The 19,259-nt window shown below is 54.1% G+C and carries 12 protein-coding genes; 9 read left to right on the top strand and 3 right to left on the bottom strand.

Going from position 1 to position 19,259, the window contains the following annotated elements; all coding sequences use genetic code 11:
* Position 1 precedes the first annotated feature (1 nt).
* The 3 genes from CCY01nite_RS23865 to CCY01nite_RS23855 all read right to left on the bottom strand — a co-directional run bounded on the left by CCY01nite_RS23865 (position 2) and on the right by CCY01nite_RS23855 (position 4,147).
* Positions 2–1,711 (bottom strand): GMC oxidoreductase, encoded by a 1,710-nt coding sequence (locus CCY01nite_RS23865; RefSeq protein ID WP_146867036.1) that lies wholly within the window; start codon positions 1,709–1,711, stop codon positions 2–4.
* A gap of 17 nt (positions 1,712–1,728) precedes the next feature.
* On the bottom strand, positions 1,729–2,250 hold the full coding sequence (locus tag CCY01nite_RS23860; protein ID WP_146867034.1) for a gluconate 2-dehydrogenase subunit 3 family protein: 522 nt from the start codon (positions 2,248–2,250) through the stop codon (positions 1,729–1,731).
* Between the two features lie 196 nt (positions 2,251–2,446).
* Entirely contained in the window at positions 2,447–4,147 is a 1,701-nt protein-coding gene (locus CCY01nite_RS23855; RefSeq protein WP_146867032.1) for a right-handed parallel beta-helix repeat-containing protein, read from the bottom strand.
* Between the two features lie 202 nt (positions 4,148–4,349).
* On the opposite strand from CCY01nite_RS23855, the gene CCY01nite_RS23850 reads away from it, so the two are divergent.
* The 9 genes from CCY01nite_RS23850 (at position 4,350) to CCY01nite_RS23810 (ending at position 19,238) form a co-directional block, all read left to right on the top strand.
* Positions 4,350–4,928, top strand: a complete 579-nt coding sequence (locus tag CCY01nite_RS23850) for a TetR/AcrR family transcriptional regulator (RefSeq protein WP_146867030.1) — start codon at positions 4,350–4,352, stop codon at positions 4,926–4,928.
* A 15-nt stretch (positions 4,929–4,943) separates the two neighbouring features.
* Complete coding sequence (locus CCY01nite_RS23845) at positions 4,944–6,275, top strand: TolC family protein (RefSeq protein ID WP_146867028.1); 1,332 nt, start codon at positions 4,944–4,946, stop codon at positions 6,273–6,275.
* Positions 6,276–6,301: 26 nt separating this feature from the next.
* On the top strand, positions 6,302–7,435 hold the full coding sequence (locus tag CCY01nite_RS23840; protein WP_146867026.1) for an efflux RND transporter periplasmic adaptor subunit: 1,134 nt from the start codon (positions 6,302–6,304) through the stop codon (positions 7,433–7,435).
* Between the two features lie 40 nt (positions 7,436–7,475).
* The gene (locus CCY01nite_RS23835) at positions 7,476–10,667 is read left to right on the top strand and encodes an efflux RND transporter permease subunit (protein WP_146867024.1); all 3,192 of its coding nucleotides are present in this window, start codon (positions 7,476–7,478) and stop codon (positions 10,665–10,667) included.
* Between the two features lie 270 nt (positions 10,668–10,937).
* Positions 10,938–11,525 carry an RNA polymerase sigma factor gene (locus CCY01nite_RS23830; RefSeq protein WP_146867022.1) on the top strand — a complete coding sequence of 196 codons (588 nt, stop codon included), beginning with the start codon at positions 10,938–10,940 and terminating at the stop codon, positions 11,523–11,525.
* A gap of 69 nt (positions 11,526–11,594) precedes the next feature.
* Positions 11,595–12,776 (top strand): FecR family protein, encoded by a 1,182-nt coding sequence (locus tag CCY01nite_RS23825; RefSeq protein WP_146867020.1) that lies wholly within the window; start codon positions 11,595–11,597, stop codon positions 12,774–12,776.
* 100 nt (positions 12,777–12,876) lie between these two features.
* Complete coding sequence (locus tag CCY01nite_RS23820) at positions 12,877–16,389, top strand: SusC/RagA family TonB-linked outer membrane protein (RefSeq protein ID WP_186831229.1); 3,513 nt, start codon at positions 12,877–12,879, stop codon at positions 16,387–16,389.
* A gap of 10 nt (positions 16,390–16,399) precedes the next feature.
* Positions 16,400–17,950, top strand: coding sequence for a RagB/SusD family nutrient uptake outer membrane protein (locus CCY01nite_RS23815; RefSeq protein WP_146867016.1), 1,551 nt, complete (start codon positions 16,400–16,402; stop codon positions 17,948–17,950).
* Between the two features lie 16 nt (positions 17,951–17,966).
* A complete protein-coding gene (locus CCY01nite_RS23810) occupies positions 17,967–19,238 on the top strand; it encodes a hypothetical protein (RefSeq protein ID WP_146867014.1) in 1,272 nt (423 codons plus the stop codon).
* The last annotated feature ends 21 nt before the right edge of the window (positions 19,239–19,259 follow it).

The raw sequence follows: 19,259 nt of genomic DNA, 5'->3' as shown, positions 1-19,259 counted from the left end.
ATCAAAGTTCGTTTTTCTTCAGTTGCCCCACGGCATAATCCACTGCCCGCGCCGTTAACGCCATATAGGTCAGTGACGGGTTCTGGGTGGATGTGGAGGTCATGCAGGCGCCGTCTGTTACAAACACGTTATGGCAGTCATGCAGCTGGTTCCATTTGTTGAGCACGGACGTTTTGGGATCGTGGCCCATGCGCGCGCCGCCCATTTCGTGGATATCCAGGCCGGGAGCCTGCTTGCTGTCGCTTACACGAATATCGGTGAAGCCTGCTTTGGTGAACATCTCTGTCATCTGCTCATGATAGTCTTTGACCATCTTTTCATCATTATCATCATAATCGATATTCACCTTCAACAGCGGCATGCCCCATGCGTCTTTCTGTGATTTGTCCAGCCGCACATAGTTCGATTCTTTGGGAATGGTCTCTCCCATCATGTGCGAGCCTACGTGCCAGCCGCCCAGCTCTTTTTTCATCAGCTGCTCTTTCAGCCCTTCACCAAAGCCGCTGGTATCGCGGTGTGTGCCTCTGCCGGCGGAAAATCCGGCGGCATATCCCCGCAGGAACCCGGTTTCCTGGCGGTATACGTTCCTGAAGCGGGGAAGATAGGCGCTGCTGGGGCGTCTTCCTTCCGTATACACATCCTTGAAATCGTTGAAGCTGCCGGATACACGTGCGCGGTAATTATGGAATGCCACATACTTGCCGAGAACGCCGCTGTCGTTGCCAATCCCTTCGGGGAAGCGTTGGGAAACGGAGTTCAGCAGCAGCAGGTTGGTATTGAGCGCGCCTGCGTTCACGAAGATGACCTTTGCATAATATTCGATCACCTGTTTGGTCTTCGCGTCTATCACGCGCACACCGGTGGCCTTGTTCTGTTTGTCGTCAAAAATGATCTCCTGCGCCACGCTGTCCGGCCGCAAAGTGAGGTTGCCGGTCCTTGCCGCCCAGGGCAAGGTGGAAGAGTTGCTGGAAAAGTATCCGCCGAAGGGGCAGCCCCGCTGGCATAACACGCGGTTCTGGCATTGCGCCCTCCCCTGGTCCAGGTGGATCTGCTGCGGCTCGGTAAGGTGGGCGCATCTTCCGAAGATAACGTGCCGGTCCTTATAGTTCTTGCCGACTACGCCCTGGAAATATTTTTCCACGTCGTTCAGTTCGAGTGCGGGCAGGAACTCGCCGTCTGGGAGCATGTCCAGCCCGTCTTTATTCCCCGCGATGCCCGCGAATTTCTCCACGTGGCTGTACCAGGGGGCGAGGTCTTTATAGCGGATCGGCCAGTCTACGGCAAAGCCGTCACGGGCGGGGCCTTCAAAATCGAAGTCGCTCCAGCGCTGTGTCTGCCTGGCCCAGAGCAGGGACTTCCCCCCTACCTGGTAACCGCGTATCCAGTCGAACGGCTTATCCTGTACATAGGGATGTTCTTTATCTTTCACGAAAAAGTGCATGGCGTCTTCCCGGAAGGCGTAGCAACGGCTGACTACCGGGTTTTCGTCCGTGATCTCCAGCGGCACCTGGCCCCGGTGCTCAAATTCCCAGGGCATCATGTTGGTGGTCGGGTAATCTTTCAGATGCTGCACGTCCCTGCCGCGCTCCAGCACGAGTGTCTTCAATCCTTTTTCCGTCAGTTCCTTCGCTGCCCAGCCGCCGCTGATGCCGGAACCGATCACAATAGCGTCGAACGTGCGCTGACTGATGGAATCGTTGGTCTTGCTCATATCTTGTTATAGTGGAATTATACTTTCACGCTGCTGACGAATTTGCCGGGTACCAGCTTGTATACGTCTACTTTAGTGAGGAAATATTCGGAGCTGGTGTATGCCTGGATGGTCAGGCGTTTGAAGGTTTTGTAGAACCAGGCGGCATCATCGACCCCGCCCTGCTGTGCGGCCGAGATCACTTTCTCTTTTTCCGCGGGAGTGCATTGCGCATAGGTCTTGTTATGTTGTCCCTTCACATGCTCCTCAAACTGCCTAAGCCCTTTTATGAACCTCTCCCGGTCTTCTTTTTTATAGCAATCATTCACCATGCGGAGCGCAAAAAGATGCGCGCCCACTTCTTTCGCCCCCGGCGTATCGGTGGTAGGAATGATGGTGGAGGATATCTCCGCCAGTGTTTCTTCGTCTTTCGCGGTGAGCGGAAGGTGGCTGAAAGTCCCGGCGGCCGGTTTGTCGTTGCTGACACAAGAAGGCAGGATGGCCGCTCCGGCGGAAATGATAAAAAGCTGCTTTATCGCTGATCGTCTGTTAATATACATTGATAAAAGTTGACATGGTTTACACGCATTACAAGCCTTACAATATAGAAACAAGCCGTCAAAATAACAACAGCAGGAGAAAAAAAACTCATTTTTCGCCGGCTGGCATTATATGGCGGCCTGCTCATGACGGCGTAACCGCCAGAAGTGGATATTTCAGGAACACAAACCCGGTCTGCAAAGGCAGAATATAATATCAGCGGCCGGAGGTTTTGATCCCCGCGTTTTTTTTGATGTGCTCGTCCTGGCTTTCGTTGTTGATAAATACGTTGTCGTGCACTTTCGTGCCTTTGTTCTCTTTCAGATGGTCCACATTGGGGAGGTTGGTAAATACGTTATCCTTTACCGTGATGAAAGCGCTGTTGTTATCGAGGAACACGCCGTTCACGGGATAGTTGTCTGCCCACCCGCATTTCGTATAGTCGTGTATCCAGTTGGAATAGATCTGTGTGCCTTTCTGGTTGCTGAGCGTGTAGATGGCGCCGCCGTCGTCGTGCAGCAGCATTACATGGTGGATGTTGTTGTAGCGGATGAGGTTGTCCTGCGTGCCGCTGCTTTTATCACCGTAATGATTTCCGATCTGCATGCCGGTATAGCGCCCGTAGCGGATCTCGTTATGCTCGATGACCAGTCCGGCTACACAGCTGGCGATCAGTCCCATGCCATTCGTATAGTGGAGGCCGATATGTTCGATCAGGTTCTGGGCCACGAGGTTGTTCCTGCATTGCAGGGTTTGCGGGGGATTGGCTTTTTTATAGGTATCGATGACGATGGCGTTGGCGCTGATCTCGTGGATGTGATTATGGACCAGCCGGCTGTTCCATACACCGCGGCTGAACACCACGCCATTTGCGCCCGCGGCGTGAACGGTGCAGCCGTTCAGCTCGAAGTTCCGGGCAAATTCCACCTGCAGCAGACCCGGGAGGTTGGGCATGTTCTGCCCTCTCAGCTGTGCGCCCTGTGTAAGGATACTGCCCGCGGAATCAGGCATCAGCCAGTTGCTGTAGCTGAAATGGATGTTTTTGAAGAGGATGTTCTGCACGGGTTTTTCCTCCGTGCCGGACACCTGCACCAGCGTTTCCAGCACCGGCGCCACTATTTCCAGCCGCGCGCTCTTTTTACCCCGCGCCGGCTTGTAATATAGAATACCCGCTTCACGGTCGAGGTACCATTCGTTTTCCTGGTCCAGGAACTCGCGGGCGTTTTCGAGGTAGTAAGGTTTTTGCGGCCAGAGCATCTTGTTGCCCGTCATGCCGAAAAGCACCTTGCGCTCGGGTTCCTGCACGGTGATCACGGCGGTGTCTTTGTCCGTTGTATAATTATCTATCCGGACGCGGCTTTGGTACCAGTGCTGGTTGATGACCAGCTCCACCTCGCGGGGCTTTTTCACCTGGGGCACTTCATTAGCCAGGACCCGCACCGTTTTGTTTTGTTCATCAAACCGCTGGATGCGGTTGTACGGCCCATAGTCTTGTGGGTGCTGGCGGTTGGGCGTCCTGGCCCTTACGGCCATTTCACCGTTGACGTAGAGCTGCCGGAACGAGGTACCGGCGGGGATCTTTGCCTGGTAAATACCATTGCCGGCGGAAGTCCATCCGGTAATGCGCCTGCCGCCGGAGATCAGGGCCTGCTCTCCTGGAGTGCTGCTGAAGGTAATATCTGATAAGCCCTCAATATGCAATGTTTTCGGCAGATGGTAGATGCCGCCTTTCAGGTAGATGACCGTTCCCTTAGTGGCCCCGGCAACCGCCTGCTCCAGGTTCCCCGGATGCCCGGCGGTGAACTGGCTACCGGAGCCTTCCGGTGACACATATAAGGTTCTCTGGCAAAAAGCTGAAAAAGGGAGCATTGCGGAAACAGCAAGGGTAAGCGTGGAAAGTTTTCGTGTCAGATTCATTGTCCGTTCGATTTTTTGTATCGGCAGCGTAAATGTAGCCCGGCGGTAATCAACATCGGTATACGCTGATTACAATATGGTGTACAATGGTTTCAGCCGCTCCCAACCTCCGTCATAAATAGTCAACCTAATTGTCAATATTTTGTTAAATTTGCTGAAAACCAGCACAATTTATATAAATAATGCTTCTCTTTGCGGCCGAATGAACGTTCAATTAACATCTGCCGAAAAGAAACAGGCCATCTTTGAAAGTACCCTCCGCCTGATCAGCGATTATGGTTTTCATGGCACCCCCATCAGCCAGATCGCCCAGCATGCTGGCGTTGCTACCGGTACCATATACCATTATTTTGCGTCCAAAGACGAACTCATTGTAGAACTTTTTCGTTATAGTAAACAAAAGATACAGGATGCAACATTCAGGGACCATGACGCAAGCGCCGAATATCACAACCGGTTTGTTACCACCTGGATCAACCTGGTGAAATATTACGTTCAATACCCACAGGTGTTGAGCTTCTTTGAACAATTCTACTCCTCCCCCTATGTTAAGGAGATCTTTACCGATGAAACGGTTTGTTTCCAGGACGAGATATCGCTTTTTCTCAAAGAAGGCATTCGCGACGGATATATCAAACAACTGGATATCAATATCATCAGCGCGGCGTTCCTGGGGACTGTTATCGCAACCGCCAAAAGAGGCACCAGCCAATATTTCAAGTTTAGTGAAGAGGACCTGGAGAACATGGTCGGCATCATCTGGGATGGAATAAAAAAATAGAAACGAATAATTTATATGAATATCAGGAATTTATTTTTCGTTGCCTTATGTTTAGCTGTTTCGTTTTCTTCACGGGCACAGGATTCACTGCATGCCGCCACAAGCCTGCCTCCAAAGGCAAGCCTGCAGCAGTGCATCGATTTCGCCCTGAGTAACCAATCAGCCGTAAAACAGGCAACGATCGACGAAGCGATCGGCGAACGGGACATTGCCTCCGCATTATCCGGCTGGTTCCCGCAGATCGGGGCCACCGGCACGTATAACAACAACATCATCATCCCTACCGCGGTGATCGGCGACCAGGTGATCCAGATGGGACAAAAGAACGTGTCCGCGCTCGTATTGCAGGCCGATCAGCAAATCCTCAACCCGGGGCTCCTGCAGGCATCCAAAGCCGCCAAATATGTAAGGAAGCAGAATGCGCAGAATACAGAGAACGTAAAGATCAATACGATCGTGGAGGTCAGCAAGGCGTATTACGACATCCTGACCAGCGAAGAACAGCTCACCATCATCCAGGAAAACATCGCCCGCATCAACAAACAGCTTTCCGATGCCAGAGCGCGGTACGAAACCGGTCTGGTGGACAAAACCGATTACAAACGCGCGCAGATCACCCTTGCCAATTCACAGGCAGACCTGAAACGCACCACTGAAGTGCTGAAATACAAATACGCCTACATGAAGGAAGTGATCGGCCTGGCCCCCGAAGAGCCGCTGACACTGACGTTCGACAACGCCTCCATGGAAAACGAGATCGTGCTGGACACCGCTGCGGCATTCGACTACCGTCAACGTATCGAGTACCAGCAGCTGCAAACCCAGCGCCAGCTGCAGGGCATCAACACACAATATAATAAATGGACTTACCTCCCCTCTCTTTCCGCCTTTTATAATTACGCCTGGGATTACCGGAATAACAGTTTCGGGAAGATGTTCGATGTGGACTATCCCCGCTCCGTGTTCGGGCTGACGCTGAACGTTCCCATTTTCCAGGGTATGAAGCGGGTGCAGGAGATTAAGAAGTCGCAGCTCATGGAAGAACGCATCGACTGGGACCTGGTGAACCTCCGGAACCAGCTGAACTCACAATATGCCATGGCCATGGCTACTTACAAAGCGAACCTCAACGACTGGGTCACCGCCCGGGAGAACGTGGCGCTTTCAAAAGAAGTGTACAACACCATCAAACTGCAATACGATGAAGGGATCAAAACGTACCTGGACCTGATGACGGCGGAAACAGACCTCCGCACTACGCAGGTCAATTACCTGAACGCGCTCTACGCTGTGCTTTCCGGCAAGCTGGACGTACAAAGGGCTTTAGGCACCATCCCTGTTAAATAATCAAATAACCCGTTGAGATAAATACCATGAACAGAATCAGCATCGCAATTTTCATAGTTTTGGGCGCAGGCGCGGCCGTATCATGTGGCGGCAACAAGCAGCAGCAACGCCCCGGCGCACAGGCAGTACCCGTATCCACAGGCAAGGTCAGCGAAGAGATCGTGACTGGCAGGAAAAGCTACCCCGGCAGCGTAGTTCCGTTGAACCAGACGGACCTCCGCGCGGAAGTGAGCGGTTACATCACCGGCATTTTTGTAGCAGACGGCGCCACCGTTTCCAAAGGCCAGAAATTGTATGAGATCGACCGTACAAGGTATGCTGCGGCGCAGGAGCAGGCACGTTCCGCCCTCGCCATTGCAGAATCCAACCTGGCAAGGGTGAAGCGCGACCTGGAACGTTACCGCAAGCTGGCGGAGCAGGACGCGATCGCCAAACAAACGCTGGACTACGCGGAAACCGACCTCAGCAACGCTGAAGCGCAGGCCCTGTCCGCCAAAGCAGCGCTGACCACCGCTACTACCGACCTGAACCGCTCCGTGATCGTGGCGCCGTTCTCCGGAACGATCGGCATTTCACAGGTGCGCATGGGCGCACTGGTAAGCGCCGGCAATACGCTCATCAACACGATTTCCACCACAAGCCCGATAGCAGTGGATTTCCCGGTCAACGAAAAGGAGATCCAGCATTTCACCAGCCTGCAAAAAAATGCCGGTGCTGAAAAAGATTCCGTGATCACCCTGCAGCTGCCCGGCGGAAAAGCCTATCCCCAACCCGGCAGGATCACCGCGCTGGACCGCGCGGTAGACCCAGGTACAGGCACCATCACTGTTCGCGCTTCATTTGCGAATCCCGATGGTTTGCTGCGGGCCGGTATGAACACCACGGTGCTGGTGCTGGACCGTCCCGAAGGGAAACAGGTGGTGATCCCCTACAAGGCCGTGACCGAACAGCTGGGCCAGTCCTCCGTATTCGTGGTGTCCGACAGCAGCACGGCGGAACAGCGCACCGTAGTGCTGGGCCAGAAGGTGGGCGACAAAGTAGTGGTGAACAGCGGGCTTAAAAGTGGTGAAACCATCATCACCGATGGTCTTATCAACATACGCAACGGCGCAAAGGTCACCACGCAGCAACCGCAGCCGCAACAGCCTGCAAAGCCTTGAGCATTTAAATACGAACAGGAACTTTTAGATTGCACGAAACATGATATCAGAAGTATTTATAAGAAGGCCGGTCACATCCATCGTTATATCCATACTGATCGTACTGGTGGGTGCCATAACCATTACATCGTTACCGATCAGCCAGTATCCCAATATTGCGCCGCCTACCGTAACGGTGAGCGCGACGTACACCGGTGCGGACGCGCAGACCGTGGAGCAGACGGTGACCACCCTCATCGAAAGCCAGATCAACGGTACGCCGGGCATGACGTACATGTCCTCCAACAGTACGTCCGACGGCCGTTCAGCCATTACCGTTACATTTGATGTAGGAACAGATATTGATATCGCCACGCTGGACGTACAGAACCGCGTGGGCATTGCCGAACCGGCGCTGCCCGAAGCGGTGAGAAGGCTGGGCGTAACCACCCGTAAAGCCAACACGGACGTATTGATGATGGTGGCGCTCGTGTCGCCCAACGGCACCCGCGACCAGAAATTCCTCGCCAACTACGTCAACCTCTATGTGCGCGACGCATTGATGCGCGTAAAAGGCGTGGGCGACGTGACCGCATTCGGCCAGCCGTTCAGTATGCGCGTGTGGCTGGATGCCAACAAGCTCTCCGCCCTCGGCCTCACTCCCGCCGACGTGAATACCGCCATACAGGAACAGAATACGAGAATACCCGGCGGCAGCGTGGGCGCGAGGCCGCAAACCAACGCCCAGGTATTCGAATTCCCCGTGATCCTGGATGGCGACCTGGATACGGAAGAACAGTTCAACGAAATTGTGGTGAAAACGAATGCGGACGGCTCCATCGTGTACCTGAAAGACGTGGCGCGCGTGGAACTGGGTGAGTTCGCTTACAACATCACGAGCAAGGTGAACGCCAAGACCTCTTCCGCCATGATGATCGCCCAGACGCCCGGCGGCAACGCCGTGGAAACGGCCGAAGGGCTGTACGCCGCGCTGGAAAGGCTCAAAGCGCAGTTCCCCAGCGACGTGGACTACATCGTGGCATACGAGACCGTATCCGTTGTAAAAGAATCCATCAACGCCGTACTGCATACCCTGCTGGAAGCACTGGTGCTGGTAACGGTGGTGGTATTCCTCTTCCTGCAAAGCTGGAGGGCCACCCTCATTCCCATCCTCGCTATCCCGGTATCCATCATCGGTACTTTTATATTCTTCAATCTTTTTGGCTTCTCCATCAACAACCTGACCATGCTGGCCTTTGTACTGGCGATCGGGATTGTGGTGGATGATGCGATCGTGGTGGTGGAGGCCGTCCAGCACTACATAGATCACGACAAGCTCAGCGCGCCGGAGGCCACGCGGCGGGCGATGAAGGAGATCACCGCCCCGGTGATCGCGATCGCCCTGATCCTGGCCGCGGTATTCGTGCCGGTAGGGTTCATCCCCGGCATGGTGGGGCAGTTGTACCAGCAGTTCGCGATCACCATCGCGGTGTCGGTATTGCTATCCGCGTTCATCGCCCTTTCGCTCACGCCCGCGCTATGTTCCATCCTGCTGCGGCCGTCCAAACTGGGTGCCGGCACCAAAGGCTTCAACCGCTTTTTCTATAAGTTCAATGTGTGGTTCGACCGGGTGACGCGGCGCTATTCCAAAGGCGTACGCTGGTCTATCCGCAGAGCGCCGCTGCTGATCATCCTGCTGATCTGCATTTACGTGGGTACGTTCGGGCTCTTCTCCGCGAAGTCCACCGGCTTCATACCCACGGAAGACGCGGGCATCTTCATTGCCGGTGTAACCCTGCCGGAGGGTGCTTCCTCCGTCCGTACCACCGAGGTGATGGACGAGATCACGGCGGACTTGCAGAAAGATTATCCCGAGCTGGAAAACATCACCTCCATCTCCGGCATCAACCTGCTGAACCGCTCGTTCAAACCCAACGCAGGCACGTTCTTCGTGCAGCTGAAACCCTGGGAAGAACGCACCCGCAGCGTCAGCGAAATACTCGCCGGCATACAGGGCAAATACAGAGGTTATCAGAAAGCGTCCATACTGGCCGTAACACCGCCCGCCATCCCCGGCCTCGGCGTAAGCGGCGGCTTCTCCATGCAGATCCTCGACCAGCATGGCGGTGATATCAAAACCTTCGAAGCCGCTGTAGGCAAGTTCCTCATGGCAGCGAACCAGCGCCCCGAGATCGGCATGGCCTACACGCTCTTCAACTCCAAAACACCAAACTACCTCGTGGAGGTGAACCGCGACCAGGCCAAACGCATGGGCGTGTCTATCGGAAGCGTGTACAGCACCATTTCTTCGTACCTCGGTAACAGTTATGTGAACGATTTCACCAAGTATGGCCGCAGCTTCCGCGTGGTGACCATGGCGGATACCTCTTACCGTATGGACATCAGCGACATCAACAAATTATATGTGAAGAACATGCAGGGCAACCCCGTGCCGCTGAGCGCGCTGGTGACGCACCGCATGATAGAGAACCCTTCCATCGTGAACCACTTCAACATCTTCCGTTCCATTGAAGTAGGCGGCAGCGCCGCGCCCGGATTCAGCTCCGGCGATGCGCTCAGGGCGCTGGAAGAAACAGCCGCGCAAACGCTCGGCGCCGGCTACACGTACGAATTCGCCGGCCTCAGCTTGCAGGAAAAAGAATCCGGCAACGCCACGCTGATGATCTTCGCGATCTGTATCATCTTTGTGTTCCTGCTGCTGGCCGCATTGTACGAAAGCTGGTCGGTTCCCTTCTCCATCCTGCTGTCCGTGCCCCTGGGTATTTTCGGCGCCATCCTCGTGCTGACCTTCATCCCAAGGCTGGATAACAACATCTACGCGCAGATCGGCCTGATCACCATCATCGGTCTCGCCGCGAAGAACGCCATCCTGATTGTGGAATTTGCGAAAGAACGGGTGGACATGGGGATGGAATTGCTGAAAGCTACCATGGAGGCCGTGAAGCTCAGGCTAAGGCCCATCGTAATGACCTCCCTCGCGTTCATCCTCGGCATTGTGCCGCTGATGTTCTCCGGCGGCGCCGGCGCCATTTCGCGCCAGACCATCGGCTGGACGGTATTCGGCGGGATGCTGATCGCCACGTTGTTCGCCATCTTCATTGTGCCGGTGCTGTTCGTGCTGATCACGAGAGTGGCATATGGTAAAAAGAAACTGGCCGCCCTCGCGGCGAGCTACCGGCCGGAGGAACATCAGGACATCCTGCATGCGGACCCCGATCCGGATGAACAATAAAATAACAGTAAAGCCCCCGGTATTGCGCCGGGGGCTTTTTTATTCATATTGATAGTATTTTATCTCCGGCCATAAAATATACCGGATCAAGACCGGGAACCGGCCATGATCGCTGAAGGAACAGACCCGGCAAGGTGGATGTGAGGTGGACATGATGTGGACTTGATTCGCCGTTGGTTTTGCGAATATCCTATCAGAAGCAAGGCCGGCTCACATGGCTCATTACCTCTTTTATCGAATTTTATCTATCTTAACGGGGAGGTTTGCGGTATGTACAAGAATGATGCTTTCTCGGACTCTTTTCCTATTGAAGAACTGCAACGTGGGAACAAAGCTGCGTTCAACCTCCTGTTTTCCGAATATTATCCCATCCTTTGCTTTTTCGCTGAGAAGATGTTGAAAGACCGCTTTGCCGCTGAAGAAGTAGTGCAGGGCGTAATGTTGAAGGTATGGGAGAAGCAGGCCGATTTTGAAGCCTTCCCTTCCCTGAAGGCATTCTTATATATCAGCACCCGCAATGCCAGCCTGAATTACCTCGACAAACTTCAGCGCCAGCGCAGGCGCCAGTCGGAATTGGAGGATGCCAGCCCCGCATCAGAAGAGATCATCCTCTCCTCCATTTTCAAGGCCGAAGCCATGCGCGAGATCTACAACGCCATTGAACAGCTGCCCGAAAAATACCGGAAGATCATGGAAATGAGTTTCCGGGACGAACTGAAGGTGAACGAGATAGCCGACCGGCTGTCCATCCCCGTTAATACCGTACATAAACAAAAAACAAGAGCGCTGTTGTCCTTAAAAAAACTCCTCTCCACCAAATCTTTCCAGCTCCTGCTGACCGCCTTAAAGGTTATTTAAAAAAAAGTTGAGGAAAGTTGTCCAAAAACGTCCCGGAGTTCTGTTTCTATTCTGTATACCGTTATTCGTATGAATGATCAGCAGTTAGCAACTTCTCTCAGGATGGCCGCCCTTATGCCTGCCTACCTCCGCAATACCATCAGTGATACTGACCGGGAAGAGCTGGAACAATGGCTCGCTGCCAGTGACAGTAACCGCCGCGCCATGGAAGAGCTGCTGAACGCGGATAAAGCCGGTAAGGAATGGCGTGATCTCACGTACTACAAACAAAGAACGGAAGCGGCAAACGGCAAGGTGCTGGCAAAGATCGGGCAACGGCCTTCCCGACATATACATCTCTACAGAGCGGCTGCTGTGGCGGCATTGCTGATCAGCGCGGTAGCTTTTATATGGCTCTCGCGCGAACAAAAGGCCGCAGTGCCGGCGCAATCCATACATGTGGCGGACATCCTGCCGGGAAGCCAGAAAGCAAAGCTGGTGCTGTCCAACGGAGAAAGCCTCGCGCTCGACCAGGATGCCGATACTTCCTTCATGCAGGGCGCATCCGTGAAAGTACAGCAGCAGCAGGGATTGCTCGCCTACCAGGATTTTGACGCAGGTACCGACGATATACAGTTTCATCAGCTGATCACGCCGAATGGCGGGGAATATCATCTTCAGCTGGAAGATGGTACGCACGTATGGCTGAACGCCGCATCCTCCCTCCGCTTCCCTACCCGCTTCGCCGGCAGCGAACGCCGGGTGCAGCTCACGGGCGAAGCCTATTTTGAAGTGGCAAAAGACGCTAAACATCCTTTCATTGTAGATGTGCAGGAGCGGGCTTCGGTGGAAGTACTCGGCACTCATTTCAATATCAATGCATACACAGACGAAGAGAACATACACACTACCCTGCTGGAAGGCGCTGTGGCTGTAGCCACGGCCAGCGACAGGCGAAGGATCGCGCCGGGCCAGCAAGCCGTTGTAAGACCGGGCGCAGGCCATCCCATTATTGTTGGCGCGGCGGACACCGTGCGCGCCATCGCCTGGAAAAACGGCGTGTTTGACTTCAACGACGCGAAGCTCACCGAGGTCATGCGGCAGGTGTCAAGGTGGTATGACATACAGGTTGTTTATGAACAGGGCGTGCCCGACATCAGGGTTTGGGGCCGCATGAAACGTAACCAGAATCTTCAGCAACTGATCAGAATTCTCAACGGCATGGACGTTAGGGCCAGGCTGGAAGACAGGAAACTGATCGTAATGCCGTAACCGAACAGAAAGTTTTACAAGCGCATGCATTGTGCTGCTGCGCATTATTTATTAACAACCAACCAAGATCAATTTTTGTACTATGCGATCATCTTTCATCATGCTATTAGCATGCGCATTGCTCTGTAAAGACGTGGCTGGGCAAACCATTACCTACACCGGCAGAAGAGTACCGCTACAGCAGGTACTGACCGAAGTACAGAAACAGACCGGCTATCTTGTCATGAGCAACAGCCAGCTCATCAAGGACGCCGGCCCGGTGACCATCACGGCAGACAACGCGCCGCTGGAACAATTCCTGCGCGAACTTTTTGAAGGTCCACACCTGGACTATTCTATCGAGAACAAGACCATCACCATCCGGCGAAAAAAGGTCAGCACCGTTCTTCCCATTGCGGATACCAGCCGTATTCCGCAAAAGGAGATCACCGGTACCGTAACGGACAGCCTCGGGCAACCGCTGCCCGGCGTCACCATCCGGATACAGGGAAAAACCGGTGGCACTTCCACCGACCAGCAAGGCCGGTTCAGGATCAAAACGGACGAAAACGCCACGGTGATCTTTTCCAGCATTGGCTACCTGCCAAGGCAATTCAGGGTGCAGGCCGTGAGGGCCATTCCCAGGATCATCCTGGATCCCGCCACCAACAACCTGGAAGCGGTATCCATCGTTACCACCGGCCTGCAAACGAGGAAAAAGATGGCGATGGTCGGCTCCGTGAGCGAGGTGCATGCAAAAGACCTGGAAAACTCCGGCATCACTACGTTCGACAAGGCGCTGGCCGGCAAAATGCCCGGCGTATATGTGCGCAGCGTATCCGGACGGCCGGGTGAAACGGGGCAGATCATCATCCGCGGGGTGAACACGCTCACCGGCAACGTGGAACCGTTGTACGTGCTGGACGGCATGCCCTTGCAGCCCGGAGAAGTATCCGGCGGCATGAACAGCCTCATCACCAACGGCATCGGCAACATACCTCCCGAAAATATTGAGACCATCACCATCCTGAAAGACGCTACCGCGGCCTCCATCTACGGGTCACGGGCGGCGAACGGCGTAATTGTGATCACCACCAAAAACGGCAAGGCCGGGAATGATTACATCAATTATTCCGGCAAATTCGGCGTTACCATGCGTCCGGTGAACCAATTCAACTTCATGAACTCGGCTGAGAAAGTGCAGTTCGAAAGAGGATTGCGGGATGATTTTTATCCGCCTTATGAAGCCGGCGGCCGCGTGATCCAGCTGTTGAGCCTGGCCGACAAGGGCGCCATCACCTATGATGAAGCGGAAAGGCAGATCGCCATGCTGGAACAGACGAATACCGACTGGATGAAAGAACTGTACCGCATCGGCAAAAGCCAGTCGCACAACATCAGCTTCAGCGGCGGCAATACCAAAACCACTTACTTCGCCGCTTTCAACTTCCAGGATTCGCAGGGAAGCCTGATAGAGAACAGGTTTCAGACAGGCGGGTTGAATATGAAATTGTCCCGCTTCGTGACCGACAAGCTGCTGTTCAGGGTGAACCTGTACACAACGCTGAAGAAAAACGTGGAAGGCAATCCCGGCAACCGCATCGGCGCTGCCTTCCGCGCTGATATGGACCCGTTCCGCTACGCGGCGTTCGCGAATCCTTATGAAAAGCCTTACAACGATGACGGCTCCTACGCCGCGGACATGAGCTACCGCGCGATCCCGTACAACATCGGCTCTTCTTCCGCCCTTTATTACAGCGAATTCAACATGATCCGTGAACTGAGGGAAAACCGCCTGACCAATACCTACGGCAACATCCGCGGGCAATTCTCCGTGGAATATGATTTCCTTCGTCATTTCAAATACACCGGCAACGTAGTAGCATCGTACACTTCCGTGCACGACAAGGATGAATCCTTCGGCGGTACTTACCGCTCCTGGTATTATAACTGGCTGAACCGCTCCTCCACCGGCGGCGGCGTGCTGCCGGAACATAACAGGGGCTTCCTGGAAGAGGCCACCGGCAGAACAATGGACTATACCATCCGTAATACTTTCGAGTACAATAACACGATCGCCGGCAAACACTTTGTGCAGGCTTTCTTTGCGAACGAGTTCGGCGCCGTGAAGAACGACCGCTTTTCCAACTTCAACCCGATCTACCTGCAGGAATATGCCATTGCCGGCTATCCGAGCTGGGACCTGGTGCCGGACAATCGCTTCCTGAACCTCGACCTCAACACGCTGGGCGGCACCTTTACCGGTGAGAACAGAAGCGCTTCCTTCATCGGTTCGCTCGCGTATGTGTATGACAACCGCTATGTGTTCAACGGTAACATCCGGTATGATGGTGTGGACATCATCGGTTCAGACAACCAGTTTGCGCCTTTGTGGTCCGCCGGCGTGAGATGGAATGCCCACAACGAAGCGTTCCTGAAGGATTATCAATCCGTGCTCAGCCGCCTGGTATTGTCCGCCGGCTACGGATACCGCGGAAGTATCAACAGGAACGTGCTGCCATTCCATACCTATACCCTCGGTACCGCCGTATATGCCAATACGCCTGTGGCCTCCGGGTTCCAGTACGGCAACCCCGTCATCAAATGGGAAAAGAAAAAAGAAACCAATCTCGGCGCCGAAATATCTTTCTTCAACGGCCGGTTCAATTCGGAACTGCGCTACTTTAACGAAGAAGTAACGGACCTGCTGGACAATACCAGGACGCCTCCGTCCGTTGGCCGTTCTTCCGCTACCGTGAACGTGGGCAGGCTTACCAACCAGGGATATGAGATCAGCGTGCGCGTGGAAGCCGTTAAAACGAAAGACTGGCTGTGGGAAGTAAGCGGCAACGTTACGCAGGTGAAGAACAAGCTTACCGACGTATTTGAGAAGGAAGTACCGCCGCTGGGCGGGAACAATACCAGCAACATCCAGGGATATCCTGTAAGCAGCTGGTTCGGTTACAAGTTCTCGCATATAGACCCGGAAACCGGCAGCATGATCGTATATGCGCAGCGCAGGGATTCCAAGGTAGTGAACGGAAAAGTAGAAACGACCTATGCCGATGCGCAGATCGATCTGAGCACCATCAGCACGGCGGACCTGCAGACCCTCTACAGACCCTATTATCTTGGCCACAAGAATCCCAAACTGTACGGCGGTTTCAATACCAGGCTGGTATACAAGACCATTGAGATGACAGCGAATTTCGTGTATGCGGACGGCAACCAGATCATGGGCTTCATAGACCGGCGGGAAGGCCCCAGCGGCATTGCTACGGACATCAACGCCAGCCGCACCAACAGGCTGAAAGAAAACCTCTACCGCTGGCGGCAGGCCGGTGATGTAACAGACATCCCGCTTTACCGCACATCCTTTTCCAGCTATGCACAGTACCTCATTTCAAAAGACATTGAAAGCGGCGCATACCTGAAATGCAATGAGCTGGCGCTTTCCTGGCGCGCACCGCGGCAAATGTTTGCCCGCACCGCCATGAAAACGCTGAAAGCCACCATTGTAGCCAACAACCTTTTTGTATTAAGCCCATACAGCGGAACAGATGCGGAAACGCAAACAGCTTTCGGTTATCCGAATACCCGGATGTACACCTTTTCACTAACCGTTGGATTCTAAAATTGCTGTCATGAAACGTAACTTCATCATACTTCTTTTTACAGCGTCGCTGACGTTCTCCTCCGGCTGCAAGGACTTCCTGGACCTGCCGGCAAAGAACGAGCGTACCGCTACTACAGCTTCGGATATCAAAACACTGCTGGGCTCCTATCTTAAAGGGATCGCCGAGCTGCGCATGAAACCGCTGTACGGCAACGTCATGTGCATGGTACCCGCCTCCAGCGTCATGATGTTTGAAGCCTATTCTGATAATATCGATTTTGAGCTGGCGCTTACACAGACCTATCTTCAGCCTAACAACTACCATCTCAAACTGGAACAGGGCTATGCCGATCTGCTGCTGTGGAATGATTACAGCGCGCCTGACCTGCTCTGGAGGCAACACTATGAGATCATCGGCTTTCTGAACAGCCTGATAGATCAAATGGATGACATAACAGACGCCACACCGCAGCAGCGCGACCAGTTTATCGGTGAAATGCGGGTGAACAGGGCCTATTACCTGTTCAAGCTGCTGCAGTACTTTGCGCCGTACAACAAGGCGGAAATGGGCATTCCCGTTTATCTGCACACCGGCGACGGCGTGCTCGGCATCAAAATGCCCCGGAAGTCGCACGCGGAAGTTTACCAGATCATCCTGGAAGACCTCAACGCCGCACTGGAAATGCTGGGCCGTACCGCTCCCATGACCGGGTACAACGTGCTTTATTCAAACCGTTACATCCATCACCTCATGGCGCAGGTATACTGGTTCAAGGCGGAATCGCCCGCGAAGGAAACCTCCGATTATGAAAATGTAAAAACACATGCGGAGATCGCACTCGAAGGGGCTGAAGTAGCTATTCCTACTACCGCTTCAGAGATGATCAGCGCATACGGCGGGAGAAATCCGAATTATCCGGCGTTATGCCAGGAGAACAACGTACAGGGCGCTTTCAGCCCACTATTCGGGTCTTGCTACCAGTACCTGTCCCCCGGTGCATACGGACCGGAAGACATTCCGCTGAGCGAAGAGTTTGCTTCCCTCTTCACGCCCGGCGACGCGCGCATTACCGCGATCTTCAACAGCGATCCCGGACGCGCGGACGGCAAAGTAGGCACGGAAGGCAGGACCCTCAGCTGGTCCTGGCCGTCTGACGGCACTGCCAGCGGCAACGTCAAACGCGGCAACATCTGCCTCTTCAAACCCGAAGATGCCTTCCTCATGCTGGCGGAAGCCCAGTACCGGCTCAACGCCCCCGGTGACGCCATCATCACGCTGAACAGGTTCAAAGCCCTGCGCAACGCGGGAACAGCCGACGGCCTTTCCGGAGAAGCCCTGCTGCAGGAGATCATCAACGAACGCAGGAAAGAATTCTTCGGCGACTCCGACAAACGCTGGCTCGATCTCAAACGCTACGGCAAAAAGACCGTCACCCGCAGCCTCACCTTCTTCCAGAAAACCTACAACCTGAGCGTAGCGCCGAACGACTACCGCTATGCGCTGCCGATACCGCTCACGGAAATGGAAGAGAACCCGGATATTGTTCCGAATGAAGGCTGGATACCCCTCGAATACTAACCATAAAATGAATTGTATGAACAAGATCATAACAGGGCTCGCTTTGCTGGTTATATTCATCCATGCAGGATGCAGGAAAGACAGCTTCGATTATAAAATGTATCAACCCACGATCGACGATATCGATTCGATCTATTTGTCCACCACCGATAAAATGATGGTGGCGGATGGACAGGCCACGCTGAACTTCATCGTGGAGGCGTACCGCACCGTACATCTTTCCAGCGGGAAGGACAGCCTGGAATTTGTGGATTACCGCCTGCTGCCGGAAGGCTCGCTGAAGATCGTGGAAGAAAGGTCAGGCACGGAAGTGGGCATGAGCTATTCCACCACCACCGTTCCTTTCGATACCGTGAAATTCCACGCGCAGATCGGCAGCGTGAAGTCAGACACAAAACCCGTGGCGCTGCGGCCCAAGCCCGTGCTGCCCTCGAAATTGTATGTGGATGTGATCTTTCATGTCTGGGAACTGAACAACACACATCCCACTTACGATGTATCGTCTTACCAGCCTGTGCAGCAGGCGCAGCTGGAAGAGGCCATCCGTTATATGAACGATGTAGTCAACAATAAAGTAGGCTACAGCCCGAACGGCGCTTCCGCGAACATCGAGTTCCGCCTGGCCGTGAACAACCCCGCCGGCCTGGAACTGTCGCAACCCGGCATGAACCGCATCATCTACAGCGATAATGTGAAAACCAACCCGCTGGCCGTATCCTTCGGCGTAAACGACTTTGTAAACTACGTTAACGCAAACACCGGCACGTTGATCTGGAACCCGAAGGAATACCTGAACGTACATGTTATTCCCATCGGCGCCAACTATGCCCTCGGCACCGCCTATCCCGCAAAGCAGCTGGCAATTCCCGGTGAAGACCCGATCCTCGGCGTGGCAGGCACCGCGGCCAGTGAAGACGACTTCGTGATGAACTTCGCCAACACCTGCGCGGGACTGCCGCGAACCGTGCTTTTCCCCGGCCATGAGCGCAAGATCGAAGCATTCCGCTACATAGGCACGTTCTATGGATTGTATACACCGTTGTACAGCGCCTCAAGATTGTATTCGGATTACTGCTACGATACCCGTAAATTCGACGGTCAGGATAAACGGAACAGTTACTCCTTTGCCACCAAAGTAGGCATCGACAACGAAAAATATATTGCGGACAATGCGATGGACGACATACGCTATCCTACCCTGCTCTCCTCCATTACGGTGGACCAGGTGGCCCGGATGCGCGCTGTGATGACCCGTTGCCCCGGACGCATGAACACAAAAGATCAATAATCACCTAAACATTAAAAAATG

The sequence above is a fragment of the Chitinophaga cymbidii genome (genome assembly GCF_007992715.1).
GTDB classification, from domain to species: Bacteria; Bacteroidota; Bacteroidia; order Chitinophagales; family Chitinophagaceae; genus Chitinophaga; species Chitinophaga cymbidii.
This window is presented reverse-complemented; position numbering and strand designations above follow the sequence as displayed.

Excerpts from the sequence above, each read along its gene's own strand:
- CCY01nite_RS23835 (WP_146867024.1), top strand. The coding sequence starts at position 7,476 with ATGATATCAGAAGTATTTATAAGAAGGCCGGTCACATCCATCGTTATA.
- CCY01nite_RS23840 (WP_146867026.1), top strand. The coding sequence starts at position 6,302 with ATGAACAGAATCAGCATCGCAATTTTCATAGTTTTGGGCGCAGGCGCG.
- CCY01nite_RS23865 (WP_146867036.1), bottom strand. The coding sequence starts at position 1,711 with ATGAGCAAGACCAACGATTCCATCAGTCAGCGCACGTTCGACGCTATT.
- CCY01nite_RS23845 (WP_146867028.1), top strand. The coding sequence starts at position 4,944 with ATGAATATCAGGAATTTATTTTTCGTTGCCTTATGTTTAGCTGTTTCG.
- CCY01nite_RS23825 (WP_146867020.1), top strand. The coding sequence starts at position 11,595 with ATGAATGATCAGCAGTTAGCAACTTCTCTCAGGATGGCCGCCCTTATG.
- CCY01nite_RS23860 (WP_146867034.1), bottom strand. The coding sequence starts at position 2,250 with ATGTATATTAACAGACGATCAGCGATAAAGCAGCTTTTTATCATTTCC.
- CCY01nite_RS23810 (WP_146867014.1), top strand. The coding sequence starts at position 17,967 with ATGAACAAGATCATAACAGGGCTCGCTTTGCTGGTTATATTCATCCAT.
- CCY01nite_RS23815 (WP_146867016.1), top strand. The coding sequence starts at position 16,400 with ATGAAACGTAACTTCATCATACTTCTTTTTACAGCGTCGCTGACGTTC.
- CCY01nite_RS23850 (WP_146867030.1), top strand. The coding sequence starts at position 4,350 with ATGAACGTTCAATTAACATCTGCCGAAAAGAAACAGGCCATCTTTGAA.
- CCY01nite_RS23830 (WP_146867022.1), top strand. The coding sequence starts at position 10,938 with ATGTACAAGAATGATGCTTTCTCGGACTCTTTTCCTATTGAAGAACTG.
- CCY01nite_RS23820 (WP_186831229.1), top strand. The coding sequence starts at position 12,877 with ATGCTATTAGCATGCGCATTGCTCTGTAAAGACGTGGCTGGGCAAACC.
- CCY01nite_RS23855 (WP_146867032.1), bottom strand. The coding sequence starts at position 4,147 with ATGAATCTGACACGAAAACTTTCCACGCTTACCCTTGCTGTTTCCGCA.